This is a genomic window from Streptomyces acidicola, assembly GCF_009377235.1.
GTDB classification, from domain to species: Bacteria; Actinomycetota; Actinomycetes; order Streptomycetales; family Streptomycetaceae; genus Streptomyces; species Streptomyces acidicola.
In genome coordinates, this window is record NZ_VMNX01000249.1 from 1 (window position 1) to 14,072 (window position 14,072).

14 protein-coding genes are annotated in these 14,072 nt (G+C 69.7%); 3 read left to right on the forward strand and 11 right to left on the reverse strand.

The window, feature by feature from the left end; genetic code table 11:
• Positions 1-141 precede the first annotated feature (141 nt).
• The 7 genes from FPZ41_RS38645 to clpS form a co-directional block, all read right to left on the reverse strand.
• A complete protein-coding gene (locus FPZ41_RS38645) occupies positions 142-1,092 on the reverse strand; it encodes a PLP-dependent cysteine synthase family protein (RefSeq protein ID WP_152868492.1) in 951 nt (316 codons plus the stop codon).
• A 17-nt stretch (positions 1,093-1,109) separates the two neighbouring features.
• Positions 1,110-1,397: a MoaD/ThiS family protein gene (locus FPZ41_RS38650; protein WP_131567564.1), complete on the reverse strand. Its 288-nt coding sequence runs from the start codon at positions 1,395-1,397 to the stop codon at positions 1,110-1,112.
• A 143-nt stretch (positions 1,398-1,540) separates the two neighbouring features.
• A complete protein-coding gene (locus tag FPZ41_RS50035) occupies positions 1,541-1,636 on the reverse strand; it encodes a putative leader peptide (RefSeq protein ID WP_309504872.1) in 96 nt (31 codons plus the stop codon).
• Between the two features lie 99 nt (positions 1,637-1,735).
• Entirely contained in the window at positions 1,736-2,158 is a 423-nt protein-coding gene (locus tag FPZ41_RS38655) for a Mov34/MPN/PAD-1 family protein (RefSeq protein WP_152868494.1), read from the reverse strand.
• Positions 2,159-2,258: 100 nt separating this feature from the next.
• Complete coding sequence (locus tag FPZ41_RS38660) at positions 2,259-3,719, reverse strand: amino acid permease (RefSeq protein WP_152868496.1); 1,461 nt, start codon at positions 3,717-3,719, stop codon at positions 2,259-2,261.
• A gap of 476 nt (positions 3,720-4,195) precedes the next feature.
• Positions 4,196-4,801: a DUF2017 domain-containing protein gene (locus FPZ41_RS38665; RefSeq protein WP_152868498.1), complete on the reverse strand. Its 606-nt coding sequence runs from the start codon at positions 4,799-4,801 to the stop codon at positions 4,196-4,198.
• Between the two features lie 87 nt (positions 4,802-4,888).
• Positions 4,889-5,206, reverse strand: a complete 318-nt coding sequence (gene clpS, locus FPZ41_RS38670) for an ATP-dependent Clp protease adapter ClpS (RefSeq protein WP_152868500.1) — start codon at positions 5,204-5,206, stop codon at positions 4,889-4,891.
• A 223-nt stretch (positions 5,207-5,429) separates the two neighbouring features.
• Here clpS and FPZ41_RS38675 point away from each other — a divergent pair, with 223 nt between their 5' ends.
• Entirely contained in the window at positions 5,430-6,758 is a 1,329-nt protein-coding gene (locus FPZ41_RS38675) for a nicotinate phosphoribosyltransferase (protein ID WP_322621276.1), read from the forward strand.
• Between the two features lie 352 nt (positions 6,759-7,110).
• On the forward strand, positions 7,111-7,695 hold the full coding sequence (locus FPZ41_RS38680; protein ID WP_131567554.1) for an isochorismatase family protein: 585 nt from the start codon (positions 7,111-7,113) through the stop codon (positions 7,693-7,695).
• A gap of 152 nt (positions 7,696-7,847) precedes the next feature.
• Here FPZ41_RS38680 and FPZ41_RS38685 read toward each other — a convergent pair whose 3' ends face one another.
• Together FPZ41_RS38685 and FPZ41_RS38690 are read right to left on the reverse strand one after the other, a co-directional pair.
• A complete protein-coding gene (locus tag FPZ41_RS38685) occupies positions 7,848-8,186 on the reverse strand; it encodes a hypothetical protein (protein ID WP_152868503.1) in 339 nt (112 codons plus the stop codon).
• 121 nt (positions 8,187-8,307) lie between these two features.
• Complete coding sequence (locus FPZ41_RS38690; RefSeq protein ID WP_322621277.1) at positions 8,308-10,665, reverse strand: immune inhibitor A domain-containing protein; 2,358 nt, start codon at positions 10,663-10,665, stop codon at positions 8,308-8,310.
• 466 nt (positions 10,666-11,131) lie between these two features.
• On the opposite strand from FPZ41_RS38690, the gene FPZ41_RS38695 reads away from it, so the two are divergent.
• Positions 11,132-11,392 carry a hypothetical protein gene (locus FPZ41_RS38695; protein WP_152868506.1) on the forward strand — a complete coding sequence of 87 codons (261 nt, stop codon included), beginning with the start codon at positions 11,132-11,134 and terminating at the stop codon, positions 11,390-11,392.
• 241 nt (positions 11,393-11,633) lie between these two features.
• On the opposite strand, the gene FPZ41_RS38700 is transcribed toward FPZ41_RS38695, so the two are convergent.
• Together FPZ41_RS38700 and FPZ41_RS38705 are read right to left on the reverse strand one after the other, a co-directional pair.
• Complete coding sequence (locus FPZ41_RS38700; RefSeq protein WP_152868508.1) at positions 11,634-12,254, reverse strand: RDD family protein; 621 nt, start codon at positions 12,252-12,254, stop codon at positions 11,634-11,636.
• 271 nt (positions 12,255-12,525) lie between these two features.
• Positions 12,526-14,072 (reverse strand): RDD family protein (locus tag FPZ41_RS38705; RefSeq protein ID WP_152868511.1); only part of this gene is annotated, 1,547 nt, incomplete at its 5' end.

The window sequence follows — 14,072 nt, forward strand, 5'->3', positions numbered from 1 at the left end:
CTTCAACCCCACCAGGGGGCGCCGCCCCCTTGACCCCGTTTCGGGGGCCGGCCCCCGGACCCCCGCTCCTCAAACGCCGGAGGGGCTGATGGTCAGCCCGTCCGGCGTTTGAGGACGAGGCCTGTTCAGGCCGATGCGCCCTTACGCCCAGAGCTGGCCCTGCAGCCGTTCGATCGCTTCCTCCGTCGTCGTCGCCGTGTAGACGCCCGTCGACAGGTACTTCCAGCCGCCGTCGGCGACGACGAAGGCGACATCCGCCGATTCGCCCGCCTTCAGGGCCTTCGTGGCGACGCCGATCGCCGCGTGGAGGGCGGCCCCCGTGGAGACGCCCGCGAAGATGCCCTCCTGTTGCAGCAGCTCGCGGGTGCGGGTGACCGCGTCGGCGGAGCCGACGGAGAAGCGGGTGGTGAGGACGGACGCGTCGTACAGCTCGGGAACGAAGCCCTCGTCGAGGTTCCGCAGCCCGTACACCAGGTCGTCGTACCGCGGCTCCGCGGCGACGATCTTCACGTCCGGCTTGTTCTCGCGCAGATACCGGCCGACGCCCATGAGGGTGCCCGTCGTACCCAGACCTGCCACGAAGTGGGTGATGGAGGGAAGGTCCGAGAGGATCTCCGGACCCGTCGTCGCGTAGTGGGCCCCCGCGTTGTCGGGGTTGCCGTACTGGTACAGCATCACCCAGTCCGGATGCTCGGCGGCCAGTTCCTTGGCCACCCGGACCGCGGTGTTGGAGCCACCCGCGGCCGGCGACGAGATGATCTCCGCGCCCCACATGCCCAGCAGGTCACGGCGCTCCTGCGAGGTGTTCTCGGGCATCACGCACACCATGCGGTAGCCCTTGAGCTTCGCCGCCATGGCCAGGGAGATGCCCGTGTTGCCGGAGGTGGGTTCCAGGATCGTGCAGCCGGGCGTGAGGCGGCCGTCCTTCTCCGCCCGCTCGATCATGTGCAGGGCCGGGCGGTCCTTGATCGAACCCGTCGGGTTCCGGTCCTCCAGCTTGGCCCAGATACTGACGTCGGCGGACGGCGAGAGCCGCGGCAGGCGCACCAGAGGAGTGTTGCCTACCGCGGCCAGCGGGGAGTCGTAACGCATGGGGAACCAGCGGCCGATCAGGCCATGCCGCCGGCCACGGCCGGCAGGATCGTCACGTTGTCGCCGTCGGCGACCTTGCTGTTGATGCCGTCGAGGAAGCGGACGTCCTCGTCGTTCAGGTACACGTTGACGAAGCGGCGGAGTTCGCCGCCGGTGTTCTCGTCGATGAGACGGGCCTGGATGCCCGCGTGCCGGGTTTCGAGGTCGGCGAAGAGCTCGGCGAGGGTGTCCCCGGAGCCCTCCACCGCCTTCTGACCGTCGGTGTACTGGCGGAGGATGGTGGGGATGCGGACCTCGATGGCCATGGTTGCGGGCTCCTGTCGGAAGAAGTGAGGTCGGTGGGCGCGCGGCAGCGCGATGTGCGTTTCGTACGTGGACACGTGGACCGGACGCCTCGTACGCAGGTCGGACGCCGCGGCTCACGGCCGTACGGCGGCAGGGGTCGGCGTCAACAGATAGCGCTGGCAAGCCTGCACAGGTCGACGTGCAGCCGCGCCACGAGCAGTGCGCCCGGCGTCTTCTCGCTCACGTCGTGGAAAACCATGGGCTCATCGTATCGATTCCCTACCGGGGACCCAGAGTGTGATCTCGCGATACGGACAGTTTTCGCCCGGTGGTTGAGATCGCCATGATCAGCCCCTGATCAGTACGACTCGACCACCTTGACCTCCTCCTCCGTGACCTCGCCCTCCACGATCCGGAACGAGCGGAACTGGAACTCACCGAGCCCGTCCGTGTCCGCGGTCGAGACGAGGACATAGTGGGCGCCCGGCTCGTTCGCGTACGAGATGTCCGTGCGGGAGGGGTGGGCCTCGGTCGCCGTGTGGGAGTGGTAGATGACGACCGGTTCCTCGTCGCGGTCGTCCATCTCGCGGTAGAGCTTGAGCAGATCGCCCGAGTCGAACTCGTAGAACGTGGGCGACATGGCCGCGTTGAGCATGGGGATGAAGCGCTCGGGGCGGCCCGAGCCCGCCGGGCCCGCGACGACGCCGCACGCCTCGTCGGGGTGGTCCTTGCGCGCGTGCGCGACGATCCGGTCGACGAGGTCCTGGGTGATGGTCAGCATGTCGGTCAGGATAAGCAGAAGGGCAACCCCGTACCGAGGAGTGGTACGGGGCTGCCCACATGCTGAGCGACCCCCTTCGGGCGGGCGTCCGCAGGGTCGGCTAGCTGGCCTTCTCGAACTCCTGCCCTCGGCGGGCCGCGACCTCCGGGTTCCGTGACTTCAGTACGAACCAGCCGACGGCCAGGGCGGCCGCCCAGCCCGCCATCACATAGAGGCAGACGCGGGAGTCGGCGTCGTACGCGATGAGGCCGGTGACGAAGAGGAGGAAGGCGATGGCGATCCAGCTGCACACCGCGCCGCCCGGGGCCGGGAAGGAGGAGGCGGGCAGGCGGCCGGCCTCGACCGCGCGGCGGTACAGGACGTGGCTGATCAGGATCATCAGCCAGGTCCAGATGCCGGCCGCGGTGGCCACGGAGGTGACGTAGGCGAAGGCCTTCTCGGGGACGACGTAGTTCAGGATCACGCCGATGCCCATGAAGGCGACGGAGACCGTGATGCCGAGGGCCGGGGTCTTGGTCGCCGACAGCCGGGTGAAGGCCCTCGGGGCCTCGCCGTTGGTTCCGAGGTTGCGCAGCATGCGGCCCGTGGAGTACATGCCCGAGTTGCAGGAGGACAGGGCGGCCGTGAGGACGACGAAGTTGACGATGCCGGCGCCGGCCGGGATGCCGATCACCGCGAACGCCTTCACGAAGGGGCTGACACCCTCCGCGAACTCGGTCCACTTCACCACGCAGAGGATGACGGTGAGGGCGCCGACGTAGAAGAGGGCGATGCGCCAGGGCAGGGTGTTGATCGCCTTGGGGAGGGTCTTCTCCGGGTTCTCCGACTCACCGGCCGTGACGCCGACGAGTTCGACGGCGAGGTAGGCGAACATGACACCCTGCAGGGTCATCAGGGACGAACCGATGCCCGTGGGGAAGAAGCCGTCGAAGGCCCACAGGTTGGAGACGGAGGCGGTGTCGCCGGCCGCGCTGAAGCCGAAGGTGAGCACGCCCAGACCGATCACGATCATGCCGATGAGGGCGGTGACCTTGATCATCGAGGCCCAGAACTCGATCTCGCCGAACAGTTTCACCGAGATCAGGTTGGCCACGAAGAGAACGACCAGGAAGACCAGGGCCGACACCCACTGCGGGATCGACTCGAACCAGTAGTGGATGTAGATCGCGGCGGCGGTCAGCTCCGCCATGCCGGTGACGACCCACATCAGCCAGTACGTCCAGGCGGTGAAGTAACCGAAGAACGGGCCGAGGAACTCTCGGGAGTAGTCCGCGAAGGAGCCCGAGACCGGGCGGTACAGGAGCAGTTCGCCGAGCGCCCGCATGATGAAGAAGATGATCACGCCCGCGATGGCGTACATCAGGATGAGGCTCGGTCCCGCCTTGGCGATGTTCGCCCCGGCGTTGAGGAAGAGTCCGACGCCGATGGCGCCGCCGATCGCGATCATCTGGACCTGGCGGCTGCCGAGCCCTCGCTCGTACCCCTCTTCGGGAGCGTCGCCGCTCACGACTCCATTGCGGTCGTGGTCGTCGTACTGCTGGTCGACCTGCGCTGAGGTCATGTGTGGTGCGCCCTTTCTCCACGCCGACCCGGGCCTTGCTCGGCCGCGGATCGGGTTCCGATCCCCCCCGGATGTGATGGAGCTGGGCGGGCCCGCGAGCCCGCCCGTGCCTGCCGGCGGTCCGCCGGCCTGGTGGCGCACCCGCCGGGGCATGGATGGTGCCCCGGCAGGCGGTCGTGAAGATTTATCACGGCCGCACCATTGATCAACCGGCCACGATGTGGCGCACACCATCGGAAGAAGAGGACAAAGGGCGCCCGAAACGCCATACCTGGCCGCAACGGTGACGCGATCGTTATCCGGATTTGAGCGACCGCTGAGCGAACACTGAACGAACGCGAAGAGAGCGGATCGCGGCCTGCGCCGGGAGGCGTGGAACGGCGGTGAGCCACAGATCCGACCCCGCGCCACCGCGCATCACCACGCACCACCGCGGCCAGCGCGGTTTGGACCACCGCGCGCCAGGGTGTCCGGGATTACGTCGTCAGAGTCTGTACGAGCGTCTCCTGGAGGCCGCCCAGCCAGAGGTACGCCATCACCATCGGCTTGCGCGGGTCCTCGTCCGGCAGCCGGTAGAGGAGGTCGGTGTCCTCCTCCTCGGTGACGTCGAGGCGGGAGCCGATCGCCAGGCGCAGGTCGTTGAGGCAGCCGAGCCACTGCCGGGAGTCCTCGGGCGTGAGCTCCAGCACGGCGCCGCCGTCGCCCGCGGTGGTCAGCCGGTCCAGGGAGCGGATCACGGCGAGGGCGTTCTCACGCTTGCCGGCGCGCAGGTCGTTCTCGGTGAAGCGGCGGAACTCCGACGAGTACTGGCGCTGCTCCTCGGCCTCCTCGGGCGAGACCGTCTCGCCGGCGGGTCCGCCGTAGGCGTCGGGGAAGAGGCGCTGGAGCACGGGGTCCTTCGGGGGCTCGCTCGGCCCGTTGGTGAACAGTTCGGCGAGCGGGTCGCCGGGGGCTTCCTCGGCGGGGCCGGGGCCGATCAGCTCCAGGAGCTGCACGGCAAGCGAGCGGATGATGGAGATCTCGACCTCGTCGAGCGCGACGGCCGCGCCGCCGCCGGAGGTCGGTTCGAAGTGTCCTGGCATGGAGTGGGTTCGCTGCTTCCGGCCGGCTGGAGGTGTGCTGTTCGTCTCCCCCGTGGGGCACCGCGTGGGGCGCCGCTTCGGGTGGTGCTACTTGCGGTCCTGCTGGAGGGTGGCCCACAGACCGTATCCGTGCATGGCCTGTACGTCGCGTTCCATCTCTTCGCGCGATCCGCTGGAGACCACCGCACGCCCCTTGTGGTGCACGTCCAGCATGAGCTTGGTGGCCTTGTCCTTGGAGTAGCCGAAGTACGTCTGGAAGACATACGTCACATAGCTCATGAGGTTGACCGGGTCGTTGTGGACGATCGTCACCCACGGGACGTCGGGCTCGGGGACGGCGAAGGCCTCCTCCGCCGACTCGGTCTTTTCGATCTCTAGGGGTGCGGGAGCCGTCACACGGCCCATGCTGCCACCACAGGGGGGCACCCGCACAAACGGGCCCCCGAAATCGTCAGTCTGACGATTTCCGAGTACGATCGCCCTCGAAGCCGTATTGATCCTTGACCGGGGGACACCGTGTCCGAGCGCCACCGCGCGACGGGCCGCCCCCGAGAAGCAAGGACGGGGGGACATCCCCCAGGAACCGGGCGGGGCGCCATCCCTGTCGAAGCAGGCTAGGAGAACTCTGGTGGGCATAGCGGATCTGGGGCTTCCGGTGGACGTGCCGTCGACGGCGCTCTTCACGGACCAGTACGAGCTGACGATGCTGGAGGCCGCGCTCGCGGCGGGCACCGCCAAACGTCGCTCGGTGTTCGAGGTCTTCACCCGGCGGCTGCCCGAGGGGCGGCGGTACGGCGTCGTGGCGGGCACGGGACGGGTGCTGGACGCGGTGGAGAACTTCCGGTTCGACGCGGATGTGCTGGGCTTCCTGCGTGAGCACGCGATCGTGGACGGGCCGACACTCGACTGGCTGGGCTCGTACCGCTTCAGCGGCGACATCTGGGGCTATCCGGAGGGTGAGGTGTACTTCCCGGGCTCGCCCGTCCTCCGTGTGGAGGGTTCCTTCGCGGAATGCGTGCTGCTGGAGACCGTGATCCTCTCCATCCTCAACCACGACTCGGCGATCGCTGCGGCCGCGTCCCGTATGTCCTCCGCCGCCGGGGACCGGCCGTTGATCGAGATGGGCGCCCGGCGCACCCATGAGCTGGCGGCCGTGGCCGCGTCCAGGGCGGCGTACGTGGGCGGTTTCACCTCGACCTCCGACCTGGCGGCGGGCTTCCGCTACAACATCCCGACCGTGGGCACCTCCGCCCACGCCTTCACCCTGCTCCACGACCGCGAGCGCGACGCCTTCCAGGCACAGGTGAACTCGCTCGGACGGGGTACCACGCTTCTCGTGGACACGTACGACGTCGCCGAGGCGGTCCGTGCGGCGGTGGAGGTCGCCGGGCCGGAGCTGGGAGCCGTCCGCATCGACTCGGGCGACCTGCTCCTGGTCGCGCACCGGGTCCGGCAGCAGCTGGACGAGCTGGGGGCGACCCGGACGAAGATCATCGTGACCTCGGACCTCGACGAGTACGCGATCGCCTCGCTGGCAGCGGCGCCCGTGGACGCGTACGGCGTGGGCACCCAGTTGGTGACGGGTTCCGGCCATCCGACGTGCTCGATGGTCTACAAGCTCGTCGCCCGCGCCAGGTCCGCGGCGCCCGGGGCTCCGCTCGTCCCCGTGGCGAAGAAGTCGTCCGGCGGAAAGACGTCCGTCGGTGGCCGGAAGTGGGCGGCACGGCGACGGGACGAGCACGGGGTGGCGGAGACCGAGGTGATCGGCACCGGGCCCGTGCCGGAGGAACTGAAGGACCGGCTCCTCCAGGTGGAGCTGGTCAAGGGCGGGCAGGTCGTCGCCCGTGAGCCGCTGGACGCCGTACGGGACCGGCACGCGTCCGCCCTCGCGAACCTGCCCATCTCGGCGACGCAGCTCTCGCGAGGGGAGGCGGTCCTTCCGACGGAATACGCGTGACGGAGGCTACGGACGCGTGACGGACGCGTGACGGACGCTACCGACGTCTGACGGACCGCGTGACGCACTGCCCCGGACGGGGCCGACGCGCCGCCGGGGGCGGATACCGGCCGCAGCGATCGCGCGCCCCCGTGCGACCGTGCATGAACGCGAGCCGTGCGGGCATGCACCGGCAGCGCGCCCCGCGCGCGGAACCGCCGTCTCGTGCCCCCTCCCGCCCCGTACCCGAAGTCTCTAGGCTCGGTATTTCATCGTGATTCGTGACACGTGATTCAAAACGCGTGTTCCATGATTCGCAGGCCAGGCCCCTGTACCCCCTACCTACCGACCCCATAGTCGAAGGACACCGACCATGCGCCGCGCCTTGATCGTCGTAGATGTGCAGAACGACTTCTGCGAGGGGGGCAGCCTCGCGGTGGCCGGGGGTGCCGATGTGGCCGCCGCGATCACTGAGCTGATCGGGCAGGCCCCCGCCGGGTACCGCCACGTCGTGGCGACCCGCGACCACCACATCGCCCCCGGCGGGCACTTCGCCGACAATCCCGACTACGTCCACTCCTGGCCGGCCCACTGTGTGGCGGGTACGGAGGGTGTGGGCTTCCACCCGAACTTCGCCCCTGCGGTCGCCTCCGGCGCGGTCGACGCGGTCTTCGACAAGGGCGCGTACGCCGCCGCGTACAGCGGATTCGAGGGCGTCGACGAGAACGGCGCCGGTCTCGCCGACTGGCTGCGCGCCCGCGGGATCGAGGAGGTGGACGTGGTGGGCATCGCCACGGACCACTGTGTGAAGGCGACCGCCCTGGACTCGGCGCGGGAGGGCTTCCGTACGCAGGTTCTTCTCGACCTCACGGCGGGTGTCTCCGAGGAGACGACGGAGAAGGCCCTGGACGAGATGCGTGAGGCGGGCGTGGAACTCTCGGGCAAGCCTGTGGTCTGACCGGCCGGGTCCGGCCGGGCGGGACGGTACGTACGGGGTCGGCCCAGGGGATGCTCGCCCCCTCTTCGGGGCTCCGCCCCCCTAAGGGGCGCGGGGAACCGCGCGACCAGCCACAAACCAACCCGCAGCCGCCCCGCAAACCCGTAATCCCCCTACATCCGAGCCGCCGGTCGTCTCAGCAGGGACCTGATCGGGCGCCACAGCTCAGGGGGCGTGACGGCTTCGCTGTCCGTGCGCCATATCAGGCCGTCCGGGTGGTGCAGTACCGCCGTGATCTCGTCCGGGGTCGGGGGTGCCGTGTTTCCACGGAGGTACACCGCTCGCATGCCGAGGTTGCGGAGCCGGGTGAGGGCTCGGGCGCGGTTCGCCGCGTGGACCAGGATGCGGACCGGGGCGACGCCGTGGGCGGTGCCCGGAGAGGTGGGCGTGGGCAGGTTCAGTGCCACCACCACCGTGCCGTTCGGCAGCTTGCAGAAACCTCCTGCGGCCATGCAGTCACACCCCCGTGCGCGTCAGTGTCAATAAGAGAGCCACAGGACGCACCTAAACACGATCGGCCGCGACCCGCCAAGGGGTCGCGGCCGATACGTCTCTGACCTGCGGAGATATGGACTACTTCACCGCGGGGCCCACCTGGAGCGAGACCGTGGAGCCGTCCGGGGCCTCCTTGACGATCTTGATCTTGGTGTTGGTGTCAGTGATCTTCACACCACCCGCGGGGTTCGACTCGTCGTAGTACGTGTTGGCGTGGTCGTCGAACGTCGACACACCCTTCTTCGAGGCGATCTTCGTCGCGACGCCCGCCTTGTGCAGCGTGATCCCGTCCGTGCGGGACAGGGTGAACGTCGAGTCGTAGGCCTGGATGCGGTTGCGCATCAGCGTGCCGTCCGTCCACCTCAGGGCCTCGGGGTGGGCGTCGACCGGCAGGACCAGACCGGCGCCGGGGTGCACGCTGGTGTTGTTGTCCGCCTGCGAGGTGTCCCACTTCCAGATCAACAGGCCGTTCTGGTACGGGTAGTGCTCCACCCAGTCCGGACGCGTCGTCGAGAAGCCGAAGTTGTACGGGCCGACCTTCAACGTCTTGTCGTACGAGACGTACTGACGGTTCTCGGCGATGTAGTACTGCGCGTAGTCGTCCGTGATGGACGCCCCGATGCGCGAGAAGCCCTTGGCGGTCCAGGCCGCGTCCGCGCTCTCCGCGTCGTCCGAGAAGACGGCCGAGCCGTCCGCGGTCACGGAGATGGAGTCGGCCGCGAAGCCCTTGAGGGCCACACCGCCGTCGGTGGCGTAGCGGAAGCGCAGGTCGATCTTCTTGCCCGCGTACGCGTCGAGGGAGTACGCCAGCTTCTTGTACGTCTCCGACGTGCCGTCCAGCGCCGGCTTGCCGCTGCCGTCACGGCTGATGGCCGCGCCGTCCGCCGTGCCGTCGACGGCCGTCCAGTTGGCGCCACCGTCGGTCGAGACCTCGGTGTAGAGGTAGTCGTAGCCCGCCTCGATGTCCCACCAGCCGTCGAGCGTCAGGGAGGCGGAGGACTTGCCCGTGAGGTCCACGGAACGGGTCAGGGTGTTGGAGAGGTCGTCGCCGCTGCCGCTCCACCACTGCGTCGCGCCCTGCGCGGGCTCCACGATCTCGGTGGTGACCGTCTTCTTGGGCAGCTCGACCACGAGGGCCTGCTTGTTCTCGGTGTTGTACTCGGCGAGACCCAGCTTGTGCTGGGAACTCGTCGCGGCCTTCGCCGTGTCGTAGTCGAGCCAGCCGAGCTGCAGCTTGTCCCAGGCGGTCATGTCGCCGGGCAGGTCACCGATCTCGTTCTTGCCGGTGCCGAGCCAGGAGCCGGACGACATCAGCGTCCAGAAGCCGGTGGAGTTCTCGCCGCCGTTGGTGTCGTAGAGGTCCGGCAGACCGAGGTCGTGGCCGTACTCGTGGGCGAAGACGCCGAGTCCGCCGTTCTCCGGCTGGATGGTGTAGTCGCCGACCCAGATGCCGGTGTCGCCGACCTGGGCGCCGCCGAGCTTGTTGCCCTCGGGGCCGGTGGCACCCGCGTCCGTGCCGAACGCGTACCAGCGGTGGGCCCAGATCGCGTCCTCGCCCTGCGCGCCGCCGCCGGCCGACTCGTCCTCACCGGCGTGCACGATCTGGAAGTGGTCGACGTAGCCGTCGGGCTCGTTGAAGTCGCCGTCGCCGTCGTAGTCGTAGCGGTCCCACTGGTCGTACTGGGCCAGGTCCGCCTTGATGTCGGCGTCGGACTTGCCGGACGCCTTCTGGTCGGCGACCCAGGCCTTGACGCCGTCGCTGACGACGTTCCACACGCTGGCGCAGTTGGTCTGGCCGCACGCGTTGTTGCCGTAACGGGCCTCGTTGAAGGGGACCTTGACCCAGTCGGACACCTCGCCGTCGACCGAGTAGCGGCCCGAGGACTGCTTCTCGTAGTACTTCTTCACCGACTCGGTGTTGTCACCGGTGCCGAAGTACAGCTCCTGGAAGTGCTCCTGGTTGTAGTCCGCCTGCCAGGCCGTGCTGTTGTCCTTGGCGCGGTCGGGCTCGGCTATCTGGTTGTGCAGCGGGCCCGGGGTGCCGCCGTAGCGGCTGTCTATCTCGTCGCCGAACTCGACGAGGATCGTGAAGATCTTGTCGGTCTTCTCGCGGCCGAGCTCGACGTACTTGCTGTCGCCCTTGTTGCCCTGCAGCTGCACGACCTGCGATCCGTCACGGTTCTTGACCGTGGCGTCGCCGGATATGACCTGCTTCAGGGCTTCCTCGCGCTGGGCTTCCTGCGTCTTGCTCAGGGGGCCTTCGAGGTCGTGCTCCTGCTTGGCGCGGTCCGCCGGGTCGCGGCGGTCCACGGCCGCCGCCGTCGACGTGCCCTCGTCGGCGGCCTGTGCCACCGCGAAGGTCGAGAACGTCGCGGCGGCTGCGGCGAACGCGACGCCGATCGCCGTCGCTCTGAACGTCCAGGTTCTACTGGTCACTTGAGGTCCTCCCCCGCGCCCGACTCGCGCGGAGGAGGGTCCATGATCCTGGAGGGTCCGCGCGCGGTATACGCGTGTAGTCAAGTGACGTCATTCGACCGGAGTTTCGGAACAAAAAACAGACCTTGACTTGCGCAGGTCAACTGCACTATATGGGCCGACTGTTCGTTATCCGGACGTGATGTTGAAGCCCGTACTGAACCCCGTGCGGACCCCTCACCCGGCGCGCACACGTGTCCACTTGGCGGACTCCATGACTCCGTGCGCCCCCCGTGCACCGGCACCGTCGATTAGGTCACGCTTACCCGCCGTTCCGCTCGGGCACCCTGGCGATTAGAGTCGATTGGAGGAACGTCCGGAATCGGCGGAATGCCAAGTCGATACCGCCACAGCACCTTTGATTCGTATCCGCATACTCCCCCAATGTGAGAGGCACGGGGAGCCCCCACCCGAGGACACGATTGACATGCCTCGTCCGACGACCGCACAGCTCGCCTACGGTTCCTGCACCGTGATCTTGTCCACCCTCGCCATGCTGCTGCTGTCCCAGACGAGTTCGGGCCTGGCGATCACGGCGATCGCCGTCTCGGCACTCGCGCTCGGGCTGCTGGTCGCGATGACCGTGCCGTTGCCGAAGAAGACACCGGCCGCCACCACCGCGCCCGCGGGCGAGCACCGGGTTCCGGTGGCGTCCGCGGCGCAGGAGCGCGTTCCGGCCCCGCGGTAGGTCCTGTCGCCAACAGACCTGTCGCCTCCTGTCGCCAACGGTCCTGTCGTCGAACTCCCTCCCCCACTGCCTGAAGGGCGTGGGAGGTACCCCCGGTCCGCCCGAGGTGGCGGGCAGCGGCTGATGTCTGCGTGGGCACGTGCTCCCGGCGTGCCGGGTGCAGGCCCTGGTACGGGATGTACCCGGGCCTGTGCCCGGTGCGGCGAGCAGGGGTACCTCCCACGCCCTTGAGGCCCGGCGGTCAAGCGGTGCTGACCACCACCGTCTTGGCCGCCTTGTCGTGGAGTCCCTGCTTGTAGGGCCTGTCGAAGAAGCTCCAGCCGCCCGCGATGATGGTCCAGATGCAGGCGCAGCAGAACGCGAACGGGATCCACAGGACGGCCGCCCGCAGCAGCGAGGTCTGCGTCGTGGGCGTGGAGCCGTCGGAGAGGTTGGCCGTCCGCAGCTTCATCAGCTGCTTGCCGGGGGTCTGGCCGTTCCTGGCCGTGAAGAAGGTGTCGTACGCGACGTAGAGGACGGCGACGATCACCTCCTGCCCCAGGGACTTGGCGTACTGGATGCGCTCCGCGGACGTCGTGTACTGGATGAGCCCGAACGCCCACCCCAGCAGCACCGCCACGATGCCCACGATCACCATGTCGATGATGCGGGCGAGCACGCGCTTGCCGCTGCCGGCGAGCGGGGGCATGCCGGCGAGCGGGTCGGTGTTGTAGGGGCCGCCGCCGTACGGATCGCCCGCGTAGGGCGGGGGCTCATGACCGTGCGGGGCGTCGTACGGCGAACCCGAAGGGGGCGGTGGCTCCTTCCCCGACCGGTCGTCCGGGGCCTGACCGGAGCCGGGGGGCGGCGGTTCGGTGCTCATGGCCCGAGTCGACCGCGAACCCTCCGGCTCCGCATCCGGCGCGGGGCCGTCCGGAGTACGAAGTTCCGTACGCCTGTGCACCTGCGACCGCGTGTGCCCGTACCGCAGCGGTGCGGGCCGGTGCGGGGCCGTACGGCCGCGGTAGGAGCCCGTACGGCCGCGGTAACTAGCCCGGGGCAACAGCCGCCGTACGAGCGCGTACAGCCGTTCGTACGAGCCCGTACAGCCGTTCGTTACGAGCCCGTACAGCCGCCGTGCGAACCGGCCCGCGCTACCCGGCCACGAACGTGTGGGCCGCCTTGTCGTGCCAGCACTGGCGCCACGGGCGGTCGAACACGCACCACAGGACGCCGACGACGCCGATGCCGAGCAGACCCGGAACGCTGTAGACGAGCCAGCGGCGCACCGCCAGTCCGAAGGTCGGCGGCTCGTGGCCCTCGATGTCGCGGACCTCCAGGCCGAGCAGCTTCTTGCCGAGGGTACGGCCCCACTTGGCGGTGGGCAGCGCCTCGTAGAGGACGCCGAAGACGAGCAGCACGCCGAGGATGATGCCCAGGTAGACGGAGGTCGTGCCGTCGAGCAGCCAGACCGTGACGGTCTCGCCGGACAGCTTGGCCGCGTCGATCTTCTCGTTGACGTGGTCGACCGCCGCTGTGCCGAGCGGCACGGCTGCCGCACCGGTGACGGCGAGGACGACGAGCGTGTCCAGCAGCCGGGCGGCCAGCCGCTTGCCGAGCCCCGCGGGCCGGGCCGCGGCCTGGGCTCGGGCGGCCGCCTGGAACGGGTCCTCGTTGACCGGCTTCCACGGCGCGACGCTCTGCTCCCCCTCCGCGCCCGCCAGCTGGTGCACCTGCTGTGCCCAGGAGGGCTGTCCGCCCCCGGCTCCCTGGCTGAGGGGGGTCGCGGCGGGCCCGGCGGACTGCGGGGGCACGGCGGACGGGGCCTGTTGCGAGAAGGAGCCGCCGGGCTGCGCCGGGGCCGGAGCGAGCGGCTGCTGTGCGGGGTGCGGCTGCTGCGCTGCGGGCGACTGCTGGGGGCTGACCGGCTGGCCGTGGGCCGGGGGCGCCGGGGTGGCCGCCGCGGCCGGGGCCGCGGTCTGCGGGCCCTGCTGCGGGCTCTGCTGCGGGGCCTGATGCGGCCTCTGCTGGGGACCTGACGGCGCTTCGGGCGCCGCCTGGGGGTTCAGGCCCAGTGCATGCTGCGCGGCGGCCTGAGCGTCCGTGTGCGCCAGGGGTGACCGGAACCTCATGGTGCCCTCGGCCTCCGCGGGCTCCGCGCCGCCGGACGCCGGGGGGCGCGCGTCCGCGTTCGGGCGGCGGAAGACCACCGTGCCCTGCGGGGAGTCCTCGTCGGCCGGCGGGGTCGACGCCGCCCCGTCCGCGCTCGCGGTGCCCGCCTGGTCGCCCGCCGCCCGCGGGTCCGTCGCGCGAGGCGAGCCCCAGGAGATGCGGTTCTGGTCACGGCCGAAGCCGGACTGCCGGGACCGGTCGGCGCCCCACGCGGACGCGGGCTCGGGCCTGTTGCCGTGCTGGGCCTCGGCCGGAGACGGCTGCTGCGGCTCCTCGGCGGGCGCGGCAGGCTCCGCGGGCGCCGCGGGTGGGGCGGGTTCCGGGTCCTCGTCGAAGAAGTGCGGGCCCGTCTCCTCCACGGAGGCCGGGGTGGCGGGGGCAGCCGCGCCGGGCGGCGGCAGCGGTTCGCCGTCGGTGGGCGCCGGACGGCTCGTCCCCGGTACCCAGGAGGCACCGTTCCAGTAACGGACATATCCAGGAATGGACGGGTCCGGGTAATACCCTTCGCGGGGCCTGTCGTCACCCTGTC